The sequence below is a fragment of the Streptomyces xingningensis genome, assembly GCF_054957865.1.
This window is the reverse complement of the sequence record NZ_JBDJPF010000099.1, coordinates 1-15,237: the sequence shown is the minus strand read 5'-3', so window position 1 is coordinate 15,237 and position 15,237 is coordinate 1. Positions and strand designations below refer to the sequence as shown.

Genomic DNA, 15,237 nt, shown 5'->3' with positions numbered 1-15,237 from the left:
GCCCCCGCGGCGCGTGTGCCCCCCCGGGGGGGGGGGGGCCGCCGCCCGGCGGGGGGGGGGGCCGGGGCCCGGGGGGGGCGCGCCCCCCCCCCCCGGGGGGGGGGCCCCCGGGGGGCCCCCCGCCACCGGCTCGGCCGACGCTACTTCTTGCGGCGGCGCCCACCGCCGCCGTTCTTCTGGGCCTTGCGGCGCTCCGCCCGGGTCATGCCGTCCGCCGCGGCAACCGCGGCGGATTCCTCGCTGGCGAAGTCGCCCTCCACGACGCCGCCTTCGCCGTCCACGGTGGGCGCGGAGAAGTGCAGCTGGCCGTGGCGCTGCGGGGCGTCCAGGCCCTTGGCGCGGATCTCCGGCCGGGCGGCCGGAACCGTGTCCTGGACCTTCTCCGCCGACGGGGCCGCCTCGGCATCCTGCACCGGCACCTCTTCGAGCTGCTGGTCGACCTGGACCTCCAGGTTGAACAGGTAGCCGACCGACTCCTCCTTGATGCCCTCCATCATGGCCTGGAACATGTCGAAGCCCTCGCGCTGGTACTCGACCAGCGGATCCTTCTGGGCCATCGCGCGCAGGCCGATGCCCTCCTGGAGGTAGTCCATCTCATAGAGGTGCTCGCGCCACTTGCGGTCCAGGACCGACAGCACGACCCGGCGCTCCAGCTCGCGCATGATGTCGGAGCCCAACTGCTCCTCGCGGGCCGCGTACTGCTCGTGGATGTCGTCCTTGACGGACTCGGCGATGAACTCGGCGGTGATGCCCGCGCGGTCACCGGCCGCCTCCTCCAGCTCCTCGATGGTGACCTTCACCGGGTAGAGCTGCTTGAACGCGCTCCACAGCCGCTCGAGATCCCACTCCTCCGCGAAGCCCTCGACGGTCTCCTGGCCGATGTAGTCGTCGATGGTGTCGTCCATGAAGTGCTGGATCTGCTCCTGCAGGTCCTCGCCCTCCAGGACGCGGCGGCGCTCGCCGTAGATGACCTCGCGCTGGCGGTTGAGGACCTCGTCGTACTTCAGGACGTTCTTGCGGGTCTCGAAGTTCTGCTGCTCGACCTGCGACTGGGCGGAGGCGATGGCCCGGGTGACCATCTTGTTCTCGATCGGAACGTCGTCGGGCACATTGGCCATGGCCATCACGCGTTCGACCATCTGGGCCTTGAACAGGCGCATAAGGTCGTCGCCCAGCGAGAGGTAGAAGCGGGACTCGCCCGGGTCGCCCTGCCGGCCGGAGCGGCCGCGCAGCTGGTTGTCGATGCGCCGCGACTCATGGCGCTCGGTGCCCAGCACATAGAGCCCGCCGAGCTCCTTGACCTCCTCGAACTCGGCCTTGACCGCGGCCTCGGCCTTCTCCAGGGCGGCGGGCAGCCCGGCCGCCCACTCCTCGACGTGCTCGACCGGGTCCAGGCCGCGCTGGCGCAGCTCCGCCTCGGCGAGGTCGTCGGGGTTGCCGCCGAGCTTGATGTCCGTACCGCGGCCGGCCATGTTGGTGGCGACGGTGACGGCGCCCTTGCGGCCGGCCTGGGCGACGATCGTCGCCTCGCGCTCGTGCTGCTTGGCGTTGAGCACCTCGTGCGGGATGCCGCGCTTGGCCAGCTGCTGCGAGAGGTACTCCGACTTCTCGACGGACGTGGTGCCGACCAGGATCGGCTGGCCCTTCTCGTGCTTCTCGGCGATGTCCTCGACGACCGCGTCGAACTTGGCGACCTCGGTGCGGTAGATGAGGTCGGACTGGTCCAGGCGGACCATCGGCCGGTTCGTCGGGATCGGCACCACACCGAGCTTGTAGATCTGGTGGAACTCGGCCGCCTCGGTCATCGCCGTACCGGTCATGCCGGAGAGCTTGTCGTAGAGGCGGAAGAAGTTCTGGAGGGTGATCGTGGCGAGGGTCTGGTTCTCGTCCTTGATGTCCACCCCTTCCTTCGCCTCGATCGCCTGGTGCATGCCCTCGTTGTAGCGGCGGCCGGCCAGGATGCGGCCGGTGTGCTCGTCGACGATCATGACTTCGCCGTCCATGACGACGTAGTCCTTGTCCTTCTTGAAGAGTTCCTTCGCCTTGATGGCGTTGTTGAGGTATCCGACGAGCGGGGTGTTGACCGACTCGTAGAGGTTGTCGATGCCCAGCCAGTCCTCGACCTTGCTGACACCGGCCTCGTGGATGCCGACGGTGCGCTTCTTCTCGTCGACCTCGTAGTCGCCGGTCTCCTCGATGCCCTTCTGCGGCTCGGCCGGCTCACCCTTGGTGAGCCGGGTGACCAGCTTGGCGAAGTCGCCGTACCACTTGGTGGCCTGGTCGGCCGGGCCGGAGATGATCAGCGGCGTACGGGCCTCGTCGACCAGGATCGAGTCGACCTCGTCGACCACCGCGAAGTTGTGGCCGCGCTGCACCAACTCGTCCTGCGACCAGGCCATGTTGTCGCGCAGGTAGTCGAAGCCGAACTCGTTGTTCGTGCCGTAGGTGATGTCGCAGCCGTACTGCTCGCGGCGCTGGGCCGGGGTCATGTTGGCGAGGATGCAGCCGACCGACAGGCCGAGGAATTTGTGCACCCGGCCCATCATCTCGGAGTCGCGCTCCGCGAGGTAGTCGTTGACCGTGATCAGGTGCACGCCCTTGCCGGACAGCGCGTTCAGATATGCGGGGAGGGTGCCGACCAGGGTCTTGCCCTCGCCGGTCTTCATCTCCGCCACATACCCCAGGTGCAGCGCGGCGCCACCCATCAGCTGGACGTCGTAGTGGCGCTGGCCGAGCACCCGCTTGGCGGCCTCGCGGACGGTCGCGAAGGCCTCCGGCAGCAGGTCGTCCAGGCTCTCGCCGTCGGCGTAGCGCTGCTTGTACTCGTCGGTCAGGGCGCGCAGCTCGGCGTCGGAGAGGTTGAGAAAGTCCTCTTCGATGGAATTGACCTGGTCCGCGATGCGGTGCAGCTTGCGCAGGATCTTGCCTTCTCCTGCACGCATGATCTTGCCGAAGACGGACACGTAGGCTGACTCCTTGCCGGTCGGGCCTGGCACTGATGTCCCCGCCCCGGGCAGGGGGGAAGGTGCGCGGGCACGACGGGGCAGTCCCCGCCGCAACGGCCATCGTAAGCGAGGACCCCACCACGCCGGGAGGTCCGTCATCCCCGAGGCCGGGTATCACCCGACGGAACAACGGACCCCGCCACCCGGAAGTGCCCGACAGAGGTAATCGGACGGCGCCTTGTTGCCTTTCGCCCACTGTCTCCCGCCCATCCCGGCCCCTGATGCAATATCCATGACATTCATGGCATTTCTGACATTTCCTCCATTTCCGACAGTTCAGGCAAGCAACGGCCCCGTGGTCGCACCGCGCCGGGGCCGCCGTCCAGACTCCGCCCATGGAACCGATATCCCTCACCACCGAGCACCTGGTGCTGCGCCCCTTCGCCCCCTCCGACGCGGCCGCGGTGCACACCGCCTGCCAGGACCCCGAGATCCCGCGCTACACCCCCGTGCCCTCCCCGTACACCCCCGAGCACGCCCGGGTGTACGTGGCCGAGACCTGCCCGAACGGCTGGCGCGACGACTCCGCGTACACCTTTGGCGTCTTCGGCCGGGAGGACGGGCGGCTGGTGGGGGTGATGGCCCTGGTGCGGCTGGAGCGGCTGCACACCCCCGACCGGCAGGCCGAGCTCGGCTACTGGACCGCCAAGGAGGCGCGCGGCCGCGGCCACACCGTGGAGGCGGCACGCGAGGTGGTCCGCTGGGCCTTCGAGGATCTGGGCGTGGAACGGCTGGAGTGGGTCGCGGTGGCCGGGAACGAGCCGTCCCGCGGGGTCGCCCGCAGGCTCGGCTTCAGGATGGAGGGCACGGCGCGCGCGATGACGATCCAGAGCGGTGTGCGCATGGACGCCTGGCGGGCCGCGCTGCTGCCCTCGGACCTGGGCCTGCCGTCGAAGACCCGGTATGTGCCGCACTCCGGGCAGGGCTGACCTGCGGCCCCGCGGCATTGTCAGTGGCCGGCCCTAGGGTGCTCACATGACAACTGCCGCCATCGCGAAGGGCCGTAGGGCCGATGTCCGCCTCTCCGCCGACGAGGCCAGGCGTCTGGCGCTGCGCGCCCAGGGCCTGCTCGGCACCCCCGACCGGCGGGCGGGGGTGCGGGGGATGCTGCGTCGGCTCGGGGCGGTCCAGCTGGACACCATCTCGGTGCTGGCCCGCTCGCACGAACTGGTGCCGTACGCACGGCTGGGCGCGGTCGGCCGCGCCGGCATCGAGTCCGCCTACTGGACGCCCCGCCCCGCGGGCGAGGCGGCCGAGCCCCCGCACAGCTTCGAGTACTGGTCGCACGCGGCATGCATCCTGCCCATCGAGGAGTGGCCGCTCTTCGCGTTCCGGCGGCGCGCCCGGCGGGCCCGCGGCCACCGCTGGCATGTGATGGCGGACGCCGACCGCTCCTGCGCCGCCGTTCTGGACCGGATCAAGTCCGAGGGCCCCCTGACGGCAACGGAATTGGGCGGCGCCAAGAACGGCGGCCCCTGGTGGGACTGGTCCGAGACGAAGATCGCCGTGGAGTGGCTGCTCGACACGGGCGAGGTCGTCTGCACCGAACGGCGCGGCTGGAAGCGGGTGTACGACCTCGCGGAGCGCGCCGTCCCGGATGCCCTGTTCCATGACGACCTGACGGACTCCGAGTGCATACGGCGCCTGGTCGCCCAGGCGGGTGCGGCGCTGGGGGTGGCGACCCGGGCGGACCTCGCGGACTATCACCGCCTCAAGAGCGATGAGGTGGATGCGGTCATCGAGAGCACCGGGCTGGTGCCGGTCGAGGTGGCGGGCTGGTCCAAGCCCGCCTGGGCCGATCCGGCCGCACTGGCGGCCGATTCCTCGACGAAGGGGCAGCGGCACCGCACCACACTGCTGTCGCCGTTCGACTCACTGATCTGGGACCGGCCGCGCACCGAGCGGATGTTCGGCTTCATCCACCGGCTGGAGGCGTATGTGCCCAAGGCGAAGCGGGTGCACGGGTATTTCGCGATGCCGCTGCTGACCGGCGGGCGGCTGGCCGGCCGGGTGGATCCGGCCCGGGAGGGCAGCACGCTGATCGCCCGGCAGGTATCGCTGGACGGCGCCAGGTCCGTGACCCCCATGGCACGGGCGCTGCGGGAAGCGGCGGAGTGGGTGGGCTGCGACTCGGTGCGGATCGAGCGCTGCGACGATGCGAAGCTGGCGGCCGCACTGGTCGATGCCCTCGGCTGACTTCAGCGAATCCCCAAGCTGCATTGGCCGGGGGCGGCGCGCAGGCACCCGGCGATCAACGGATCTCGAGAATCTTCTCCCGCATCGCATAGACGACCGCTTCCATGCGCGAATGAAGCTGCAACTTCTCCAGGATGTTCCGCACATGGTTTTTGACCGTGTTCTCGCTGATGAACAACTCCTTTGCGATATCACGGTTGTTCATGCCGGTGGCGACGAGCTTGAGCACCTCCAGCTCGCGGTCGGTGAGCCGGGGCGCCGGGACCAGCCGGCGCTCATCGGTGCGCTGGATCATCGACTTGAACTCGGTCAGCAGCTTGGAGGCCATCGACGGGCTGATCTGCGACTGCCCGTCGGCGACCGCCCGGATGGCGGTCGCCACCTCATCAGTGGAGATCTCCTTGAGCAGATAACCCGTCGCACCGGCCTTGATCGCGTCATAGAGGTCGGCCTCCTCATCGCTGATCGTCAGCATGATGATCTTGGCGCTGGGGGCCACCTCCTTGATGGAGGTACAGGCCTCGATGCCACCGCGCCGGGGCATCCGCACATCCATCAGCACAATGTCGGGCAGCAGATCGGCCGCCTTGTCCACGGCCTCCGCGCCGTCCCCGGCCTCACCCACGACCAGGATGTCCTCCTCCTGGGCCAGCACGATCTCCAACCCGCGCCGGAAGAGCGCATGGTCGTCCACGACCAGCACCCGGATCGGCTCCCCTTCCATCGCACCCCGGTCCGCGCAGGCGCCCTCGCCGTCGTCCTCACCGGGCACGATCACGGGCCCGAACCTGTCCGCCATTGTTCCTCCCCCTGAAGGCCATGGCCCCTCGCGGTTGCACAGTGCTGCGCCGCCCCAACCGGTCGCAGCCGACCGGCCGTTGGCCGCCCGACCATGATTTCATGCCGGACGACGGGGTGGTGCGTCCGTGGTCGCACGACGGTGCCCCGGAAGCCCCTCAAAGCTCCGGGGCACCAACACGGGTGGCTACGACTCAAGCGACACGGTCCGGCTCAGCCGCCGAGCGCGCCGCCCCCACCACCGATCACTTCCTCGGCGAAGGGGTCCGCGTTGAGGTGGATGACACCGTAGTCGTACGCGTGTCGCCGGTAGACGACACTGGGCATCTTGGTGTCGGAGTCGACGAACAGATAGAAGTCGTGGCCGACCAACTCCATTTCGTAGAGCGCCTGATCGAGCGTCATCGGGGCGGCGGTGTGGGTCTTCTCCCGGACCACGACGGGGCCCTCGCCCCGGATTTCCAGCGAACCCATGCGGGTCACCGGAACCTCTCCCGCCGTTTCCTCCGCCACGAGCCTGCCGCTGTCGTTCAGCTCCGCGGAGCCGATGACGACGCTCGCGACCCCGCTCGCCGGGATGCGCCCATTGCCCCGCCGGGTGTGGCGCTTGTCGTGCTGCTTGCGCAGCCGCGCCTCGAGCTTGGCCGTGGCCAGGTCCAGCGCGGCATAGGGATCTGTCGCGGCGGCTTCCGCCCGGATCACCGGTCCGCGTCCGCGCACGGTGATCTCCACTCGGTCCGAGCGGTCGGCCTGCCTGGGGTTGGGCTCCTTGGACACCTCCACGTCGAGGCTGATCACCTTGCCGTCGAGCTTCTGGATCTTGTCCAGCTTCAGCTTCTCGGCCACGTGCTTGCGAAAGCGCTCGGGCACTTCTGTCTTGCGGCCCTTGACGACGATGTCCACGCAGAACTCCGTTCCCGGATGGCCCCGCCGAAGGTGCGGAACGCATCCCTCTTGCATCAGACCCCGGGGATACCCGAGGCCACCGACACGGCGGTTTCACCTCCTCCTCCCCCAACGGCAAGATCTACATCCCACCGTTTCAAGCTTCTTCGACGGCGCGCCAAACGCGCCATTCGGAGATATGAGGCATAGCCTCTGCCATTCCTCACAACCGAACATATCTCGCTCGGAAGCCTGTCGGTACCCCTTGCCGGGACGTACCTCCATTCAGGTGTTCTCCCGCCGTTTCCATCAGGAACGACGGGCGTTACCAGCCAGTTCCGGTTTCGCCCGGCCCGCATGGAAGTCTCCGCGCTCCCGGGGAGTCACCGCGACCACCGCGGCCCCCACCACCCGGCCGCCCGCCCCGGAGACCACCCGAGCCGCCTCCACCAGCGAGGCGCCGGTCGTCATCAGGTCGTCCACCAGCACCACGGACGCGCCATCGGACCACAGCCGCCCGGCGCCCTTCGGGAGGGCCATCGCCCCCGAGACATTCAGCCGCCGCTGCCCCGCGTCCAGCCCCGCCTGGTCGGCCACCGGCCGCCGCTGCCGCAGCACCGCCGCCACCCGCGCGGCCGTGCCCGCGCCGCGCAGTGCCCCCGCGGCCGCCAGCGCCAGACGCCGGCCGGCGTCATGCCCGCGCCGCGCCACGGCCCACCGCGCGGAGGGCACCGGCACGAGCAGCAGGGGCGCGCTCCCGGCCCGTACGCCCCTTCCCGCACCAACACCACCCACAGTGCCCACCGCACCCGCCAGCGCGGCGCCCAGCGGCCCCGCCAGCCCCAGCGCACCCCGCTCCTTGTGAGCCAGCAGCAGGGCCCGCACCGGGCCCGCGTACCACGAGGCGGTGTAGACCGGGGGCATGCCCTCCGGCACCGGATCCGGCCAGGCCCGCCACGCCGGGCGGCCGCACAGCTCGCTGCGGCAGCCGTCGCACAACACGGACCGCGGCACCCCGCACCCCGCGCAATCGGCCGGCATGACCAGGCCGGTGATCTCCCGCCACCACCCGCGCATGACTCCAGTGTTCCGCCCCGCGACCACCCCCGCCACCCCTGTGGATAACTCTGGGTGACGAGGACGGCCCCCATGGTCACCCCGGGTAGGCCGGCGCCGACCCGTCCTGGAGCACCAACTTCCAGTTGGCGTCCGGCAGCAGCCGTACGATCCCGTCGCCCTCCCGCTCGACGATCAGCGCCTGTGCCGCCTTGCCCGGGTTGTCCGGCGCCGCCACACCCAGCACCCCGCTGGTCCCGGGCAATGCCGAGGTGTTCGACAGCGATCCGTCCGTCTCGATGAACTGCAGCTGTTGCAGGCCGCCCTGCTCCCGCCCCGCGACCAGCAGCCGACTGCCGCCCGCCCAGGACACAGCGTTCACATCCACCAGATTCGGCGCCACGGGACGCAACTCCCGCACCGACAGGCTCGGCCGTTCCTCGGTGCCGCCCCGTTCGACCCTGCCGATCTTCAGGACGGCCCGGTCGCCCTTCGACACCAGCAGCGCAATCCGCACCCCGTCCGCGGCCACCCGCAGCCCCGTGATCCGCCCACCGTCCAGGCCGGACACCCTGACCTCCTCCGGCGCACCCGTACCACCCGGCAGCCGGAGCAGCCGAGGGTGCTCCGGGTCCTGGTCGGCGACCCATAGATCGCCCAGCCCGTCCCAACTGGGCGCTGTCAGCCCGGCCTTCGCTCCCCCGCGCACCGTCAGCCTCGCCTCGCCCGGCGACGCCCCGGCCTCCAGCGCCGCGACATGCAGCGACTGCCCGTTGGCGGACACGCCCGCCGCCCGGGTCTCGTGCCGGTCGACGGCCACCGACCTCAGCGGAGCCGCCCCGTCCGCACCGAACGGCCCGAGCGCCCGGCGTGGCACGTCCTCACTGTCCGCCAGACTCACCAGCCGGTGCTGCTTGTCGAGGAAGTACTGCCGGTCGGCACGGCCGGTCGTCTGGTCCGGCGCATACCGCTTGGCGTCGTCACGTCCCTGCCGGCACAGCTCGGAGCCGCCCTTGTCCAGCAGGACCACGCTGTCCACCCGGGCCGACTCCTGGGCGGTGAAGAGCAGTTGCGTCGCCATCCGCCGGCACCGCTCCTGGCTCACGTCCGCCACCGGACCGTCGAGCCGCACCTTGAGGGCATTGGAATCATCGAGCGACAGCCGGTTGTCCCGCAGGCGCGTACCGGCCGGGAAGGCCGTCGCGACCACCGGGTCGAGCCAGGTCGTCGGCCCGTCCTCCAGCAGCGCCCGCACGGTCGAGGTCACCGGGTCTATCCGCTTGCGCAAATAGACGGGATCGGCGACCAGCACATCCCGGGCCCGCTCGTTGTCGCTCCCCTCCGGCCCCAGCTCGGCGAAGTAGTACTTGTTGACCGATCGATAGATGCGCTGGAAGTCGGAGACGCCGAGCACCAGCCCGGGCGGCAGCGCGTCTATCCGCCACTCGCCGTCCTCGCGGGTCAGGTGGATCTCCGTCTGGTACGAGCGGTCCTCCGGCTTGTACGCGTGCTTGTCGTCCACCTTCGCGACCTGTCTGCCCGTCAGCACGACGGGCTGGCCCGGCTCCCGGTCCGCGACGCGCTCCACCCGCACCCGCGGCATCTCCGCCAGGACGGTGGTGGAGGCGGCCGGATCCCACTTGCCCTTCGCCGACTTCGCCAGATACATCCGGGCCGTGGCATAGTCCGGATCGTCGCTGGTCGTCGCCTCCAGGAAGCCCTTGACCAGGTCCTGCGGCTCCTCGTGCTTGCGCGGCGGCACACCGTAGACCCGCACCTGGGAATCGGCGTCGGCCCGCTGCGCGGAGTCCACCGGGTTCACCTCCCCGCTCTCCGGCATCGAGGCGCACCCGGCCAGCAGCGCACCGCCGACCGCCAGCGCGAGGAAACCGAGTGCCCGGCTGCGGCGCGGCAGGCCGCCGCGCGCCGTCACGGCCGCCTCCGGTCCCGGCTTCCGCCGCCCGCCGCCTGCTCGCCCCGGGCACCGCCCGGGCGCGACACCACCCGCGCCCCGCTGCCCGGCAGCGCCGCCGGGTCCACGGCCGGCCGCACCTGTCGAGCCGAGGCCCTCCCCTGCGGCGGTACGGGCGCACCCCGGCCGGAAACGGCCAGCGGCACCCCGGCCTCGTTCACCCCTCGATTGCGCCGTGAGTCGTCCGGCTCCAGCGGTATCGGCGAACCGCGCAGCGCGTCGCCCGCCGTGGCGGGCAGGGTCAGCCGGAACTGCGAACCCCCACCCGGCTCGCCCCAGGCCTGCAGCCAGCCACCGTGCAGCCGGGCGTCCTCCACCGCGATCGACAGGCCCAGGCCGGTACCGCCGGTCGTCCGGGCACGGGCCGGATCGGCCCGCCAGAAACGGTTGAACACCCGGGTCGCCTCACCGGGCTTGAGCCCCACGCCATAGTCGCGCACGGCCACCGCGACCGCACCGCCCGTGGCCGCCAACCGCACGATCACATCCCGTCCCTCTCCGTGTTCCACCGCGTTGACCACCAGGTTCCGCAGCACGCGCTCCACCCGCCGGGCGTCCGCCTCCGCCACCACCGGTTTGTCCGCGCCCCGCACCAGCAGCCGGCTGCCCTTGCGCTCCGCCAACGGCAGCGCCCCGTCGACCACCCGCTTCACCACATCGCGCAGATCTATCGGCTCGGCCTCCAGGGCCGCCGCACCGGCGTCGAACCGGCTGATCTCCAGCAGGTCGGCCAACAGCGACTCAAAGCGGTCCAGTTGCTCGAACAGCAGCTCGGCGGAGCGTGCAGTGACCGGATCGAAGCCGTCCCGGGCCTCGTGAATCACCTCGGCCGCCATCCGCACGGTCGTCAGCGGCGTCCGCAGCTCATGTGAGACATCCGAGACAAACCGGCGCTGCATTCGCGACAGCTCCTCCAGCTGTTGGATCTTGACCTGGAGGTTCTGCGCCATCTTGTTGAAGGATTCGCCCAGACGTGCGATGTCGTCCTCGCCCGTGACCTTCATACGCTCCTGGAGGACACCCGCCGCCAGACGCTCCGCGATCCCCGCGGCCATCCGCACCGGCGTGACGATCTGCCGCACCACCAGCCAGGCGATGGCCCCCAACAGCACCACCAGGAACACCCCGGCGGTCGCCAGCGTGCCCTTGATCAGGCTGAGCGACTTCTCCTCCTGGGTGAACGGGAAGAGGTAGTAGAGCTGATACGCATTGCCGTCGATGTCATAGAGCCGCTTGCCGATCGCCAACGCGGGCTCCCCCTCGTCGGAGGCACTGCGCTTGATCAGCGTGGGCTCCTCAAAAGCCCCGGCCCTGGCGGCGCCCAGCTTCCGCCGCAGATCGCCGGGCACGCTGTGCTCCGGATCGATGTCGCCGGAAGCACGCGGCCCATGCGTACCCGTGTGCGCCGAATCATCGGCACTGGTACTCAGCGCCACCACGGAATAGACGCCCTGACCACCACTGGCGAGCTGCTGCACCAGCGCGGTCAGCCAGGCCCCCGGATCCGGCTTCCCCCGCCCCGCGGCCTGGGAGCCGTCCTGGCTACGGCCATCGGGCCCGACGGCACCGGGATCGGCGGCGGCCCGGGCCGCCTGGAAACCACCCTCGGCCTGGCTCTGCGCCGCGTTCCGCTTGGCCTCCAGCAGACCGTTGCGCACCTGGCCGATGACGACGATGCCCAGCAGCAGCACCACACCGAACGACATCAGCAGGGTGGTGGCGACCACCCGCAGCTGAATGTTGCGCACCCACAACCGCATCGCGGGCAACAGCGGGCGCCGCACCCACCGCACATAGAGCCGCAGCAATGGATGGACCGGCGCCGCGGCCGCGCCATCGGGCAGCAGCCGCCCGGCACGCCACAGCCGACGGTGAAGAGGTATGCCGCCCGACTCCACGGGCCGCCCCGCGCCCCGCTCCGGAGCGGCACCGCTGTCCGGCATGTCAGCTCGGCCCGGCCTTGTAGCCCACACCCCGCACGGTCACCACGATCTCCGGCCGCTCCGGGTCCTTCTCGACCTTCGAACGCAGCCGCTGCACATGCACATTCACCAGCCGCGTGTCCGCCGCGTGCCGGTAACCCCACACCTGCTCCAGCAGCACCTCGCGGGTGAACACCTGCCAGGGCTTACGGGCCAGCGCCACCAGCAGATCGAACTCCAACGGCGTCAGCGCGATCGACTGTCCCTCGCGCTTGACGGAGTGCCCCGCCACATCGATGACCAGATCCCCGATCGAGAGCTGCTCCGGCGCAGGCTCTTCCGACCTCCGCAGCCGGGCCCTGATCCTGGCCACCAGCTCCTTGGGCTTGAACGGCTTGACGATGTAGTCGTCCGCGCCGGACTCCAGCCCGACCACCACATCGACCGTGTCACTCTTGGCCGTCAGCATCACGATCGGCACCCCGGACTCGGCGCGGATCAGCCGGCACACCTCGATGCCGTCCCGGCCGGGCAGCATCAGATCGAGCAGTACAAGATCCGGCTTGGCATCACGGAATGCGGCAAGTGCCCGGTCGCCGTCCGCTACAAACGACGGCTCAAAACCCTCACCACGCAGCACAATCCCGAGCATCTCGGCCAGTGCGGTGTCGTCGTCGACGACAAGGACGCGTCCCTTCATATCGACATCATCCCATTACCCGATCGTGACCTGGTACACAGCTCCGCGAGACCCGTCTTTGTCACAGGGGAAACAACCCCGTTTTCCGTGACAATCGCGGTCACCAGCTCCGGCGGTGTGACATCGAACGCAGGGTTGTAGGCCTGTGCCCCCACCGGCGCCACCGGCACTCCCGCCCCGGCACCGGGCGAGGGAACAAATTCCGTCACCTCATGCCCAGGACGCTGTTCCACCTCGATGGCCGCGCCCTCAGCGGTGTCAAAGTCCACGGTCGTGCTCGGCGCCACCACGATGAACGGCACCCGGTGATGGCGGGCCAGCACGGCCAGCGGATAGCTGCCCACCTTATTGGCCACCGATCCGTCCGCCGCTATCCGGTCCGCGCCTATCAGCACGGCGTCCACCTGCCCCGACGCGAACAGCGAACCCGACGCGTTGTCGGTGAGCAGCGTGTAGGCCAGGCCCGCCCGCGAGGCCTCGTACGCCGTCAACCGCGCACCCTGGAGCAGCGGGCGGGTTTCGTCCACCCACAGCCTTCGCAATTGCCCCGCCCGGTGCGCGGCAATCGCCACTGCGAGCGCCGTGCCCTCACCACCGGAGACCAAGGAGCCCGTATTGCAGTGGGTGAGGACCCGGTAGCCGCCGCCCGGCAGCAGTTCCTGCAGCAGCGCGAGCCCATGCACCGCCATCCGCGCACTGGCCTCGGCATCTTCGCGGTGGAGCGCCCGCGCCTCGGCCAGCACGGCGGCCGCAGCCCGCCCGGCGGCCGCGCCGCGGCCGACCGCCTCGCGGTACGCCCTCAGGGCGCGTCGCACCCCATAGCCCAGGTTCACCGCGGTGGGCCGCGCATGGGCGAGCATCTCGGCGGACTCCTCCACGTCAAAGCCCCGCGCGGCCGCGAGCGCCACCCCGTAGGCGCCCGCGATCCCCAGCAGCGGCGCGCCCCGCACCGCGAGCGTACGGATCGCCTCCACCAGTGCGGGCACATCCGTACACACCAGCTCGACCTCCTCGGCGGGAAGTCTCCGCTGGTCCAGAAGCACGATCACGGGCCCATCCGGCGGCTCCTCCCAGCGCAGGGAGACGACGGGGGAACCGGCGCTGTCCGCGGGCAGCACATACCGATCAGCCATTAGTCCAGTCTGCCCCGCGTGCCCCCACTATTGAAGGTCTCCTCCTGCCGCTCCCCCTTACGAGCCCTCCGGAGCCCTTGGGAGCAGCGTGACACGATGTTCGGAAAGACCCGGCCGCCGCACCGGCAATCGGGCCCCAGAAGGAGCGACCGAACATGAACGACTCTCCGGGCCGGAACTCGCCCGGACCATCCCCTTCCGACGAGCAACCCCCCATCGCTCCGGAACAGCCCACTGACACGAACGAGACACCGCGTGCGGACCAGGCCGCTGTACACACCTCCCAGTGGGCCGGGCACCAGCCGCCCCCACACCGGTGGTCGCCGCCCATGGGCGGCCCGGCACAGCCTCCCGGCCAGGGCTGGGACCCCGGTTGGAACAACGGTGGGCCGACCGGCGGCAGCCCGGGCGGCTGGGGCGGTCACCAGTGGACCCCTCCACCGCGGGCGCCGCAGCCAGGAGTGATCCCGCTGCGTCCACTGGGCGTGGGCGAGGTCCTGCAGGGCGCCATCCAGACGACTCTCAGGTACTGGCGGCCGGCTCTTGGCATCTCCGCCCTCGTGGCGGTTGCCACCCAGGCCCTGGTGACCATAACCAGCGGTCTCTGGCTCCGGCACAGCACCCAGGTGGAGGAGCTCAAAGACTCCGCAAGCCCCCGGGAAGTCCTGAACGCCCTGGGCAGCAGCCTGAGCACCATGACCATCGCCATGGCCATCGGCCTCATCGGTTCGATCATCGCCACGGCGTTGCTGACCGTCGTCGTCAGCCGAGCCGTCATGGGCCGACCGACCTCGATCAGCGAAGCCTGGCAGGACGCACGCCCCCGGCTGCTGCGCATGGGCGGCCTGCTCTGTCTTCTCCCAGCACTCGTGATGGGCACCTTTGTGCTGGCAATCGCCCCGGGATGTGCGCTGTACGCCGCCGGGGCCACGTGGATCGGTGGTGCACTCGCCGGTGTCGGCGGACTTGCCGGGATCGCGGGTGTGACATGGATCTGGATTCGTTACTGTCTCGCCGCACCGGCACTGATGCTGGAAAAGCAGGGCGTGCTGGCGTCCCTGCGGCGATCCGTGAAATTGGTTCGGGGTTCATGGTGGCGTATCTTCGGCGTCCAGCTCCTCGCCATTCTGGTGGTATTCGCAGCCACGATGATCATCGAGATACCCACCAGCATCATCGAATGGATCTTCACTGGTGATCTCGATTCCACTCAGAACCTCAGCTGGACCTCATTGACCATTGCAGGCGTTGGCGCTGCCGTCAGCTCGGCTCTCGCTCTGCCCATTACGGCCGGCGTCACCGCACTGCTCTATGTCGATCAGCGCATCCGCCAGGAATCCCTCGATCTGGAGCTCATTCGCGCCAACGACGAACAGACAGCCTGATCAACCCCCTCCGGTCATGACTTTTCCCCGGGATGCCACAGCGCATCCCGGGGTTTCGCGGCCCTGTAAACACAACCCTGTAAACACAAGTAAGCCCTGGCGGGAACCTAAGTTCCCACCAGGGCTTACCAATAATTGTTCGGCGGCGTCCTACTCTCCCACACGGTCCCCCATGCAGTACCATC

11 protein-coding genes are annotated in these 15,237 nt (G+C 70.0%); 3 read left to right on the top strand and 8 right to left on the bottom strand.

Translation table 11 applies throughout. The features are described from left to right. Window positions 1-140 precede the first annotated feature (140 nt). Window positions 141-2,963 (bottom strand): preprotein translocase subunit SecA, encoded by a 2,823-nt coding sequence (gene secA, locus ABCR83_RS30925; protein WP_462698567.1) that lies wholly within the window; start codon window positions 2,961-2,963, stop codon window positions 141-143. Between the two features lie 377 nt (window positions 2,964-3,340). Here secA and ABCR83_RS30920 point away from each other — a divergent pair, with 377 nt between their 5' ends. Both ABCR83_RS30920 and ABCR83_RS30915 read left to right on the top strand, forming a co-directional pair. Continuing rightward, the gene (locus ABCR83_RS30920; RefSeq protein ID WP_462698566.1) at window positions 3,341-3,934 is read left to right on the top strand and encodes a GNAT family N-acetyltransferase; all 594 of its coding nucleotides are present in this window, start codon (window positions 3,341-3,343) and stop codon (window positions 3,932-3,934) included. Window positions 3,935-3,980: 46 nt separating this feature from the next. Further along, on the top strand, window positions 3,981-5,201 hold the full coding sequence (locus tag ABCR83_RS30915) for a winged helix-turn-helix domain-containing protein (protein WP_462698565.1): 1,221 nt from the start codon (window positions 3,981-3,983) through the stop codon (window positions 5,199-5,201). A 55-nt stretch (window positions 5,202-5,256) separates the two neighbouring features. Here ABCR83_RS30915 and ABCR83_RS30910 read toward each other — a convergent pair whose 3' ends face one another. From ABCR83_RS30910 to mtnA, 7 genes are all read right to left on the bottom strand, one after another. Further along, on the bottom strand, window positions 5,257-6,000 hold the full coding sequence (locus ABCR83_RS30910) for a response regulator (protein ID WP_462698564.1): 744 nt from the start codon (window positions 5,998-6,000) through the stop codon (window positions 5,257-5,259). Window positions 6,001-6,212: 212 nt separating this feature from the next. Next, complete coding sequence (gene hpf, locus ABCR83_RS30905) at window positions 6,213-6,902, bottom strand: ribosome hibernation-promoting factor, HPF/YfiA family (RefSeq protein ID WP_462698563.1); 690 nt, start codon at window positions 6,900-6,902, stop codon at window positions 6,213-6,215. A 291-nt stretch (window positions 6,903-7,193) separates the two neighbouring features. Next, complete coding sequence (locus ABCR83_RS30900) at window positions 7,194-7,961, bottom strand: ComF family protein (protein ID WP_462698562.1); 768 nt, start codon at window positions 7,959-7,961, stop codon at window positions 7,194-7,196. A gap of 76 nt (window positions 7,962-8,037) precedes the next feature. Beyond that, complete coding sequence (locus ABCR83_RS30895; RefSeq protein WP_462698561.1) at window positions 8,038-9,873, bottom strand: LpqB family beta-propeller domain-containing protein; 1,836 nt, start codon at window positions 9,871-9,873, stop codon at window positions 8,038-8,040. After that, the gene (mtrB, locus tag ABCR83_RS30890; RefSeq protein ID WP_462698560.1) at window positions 9,870-11,855 is read right to left on the bottom strand and encodes an MtrAB system histidine kinase MtrB; all 1,986 of its coding nucleotides are present in this window, start codon (window positions 11,853-11,855) and stop codon (window positions 9,870-9,872) included. Before mtrB ends, ABCR83_RS30895 begins: the two co-directional genes overlap by 4 nt. Before the next feature lies 1 nt (window position 11,856). Continuing rightward, complete coding sequence (gene mtrA, locus ABCR83_RS30885; RefSeq protein WP_462698559.1) at window positions 11,857-12,534, bottom strand: two-component system response regulator MtrA; 678 nt, start codon at window positions 12,532-12,534, stop codon at window positions 11,857-11,859. Beyond that, window positions 12,531-13,667, bottom strand: a complete 1,137-nt coding sequence (gene mtnA, locus ABCR83_RS30880; protein WP_462698558.1) for an S-methyl-5-thioribose-1-phosphate isomerase — start codon at window positions 13,665-13,667, stop codon at window positions 12,531-12,533. The genes mtrA and mtnA overlap by 4 nt, the downstream gene beginning before the upstream one ends. Before the next feature lie 485 nt (window positions 13,668-14,152). On the opposite strand from mtnA, the gene ABCR83_RS30875 reads away from it, so the two are divergent. Next, a complete protein-coding gene (locus ABCR83_RS30875; protein WP_462698557.1) occupies window positions 14,153-15,052 on the top strand; it encodes a glycerophosphoryl diester phosphodiesterase membrane domain-containing protein in 900 nt (299 codons plus the stop codon). Window positions 15,053-15,237: the final 185 nt, after the last annotated feature.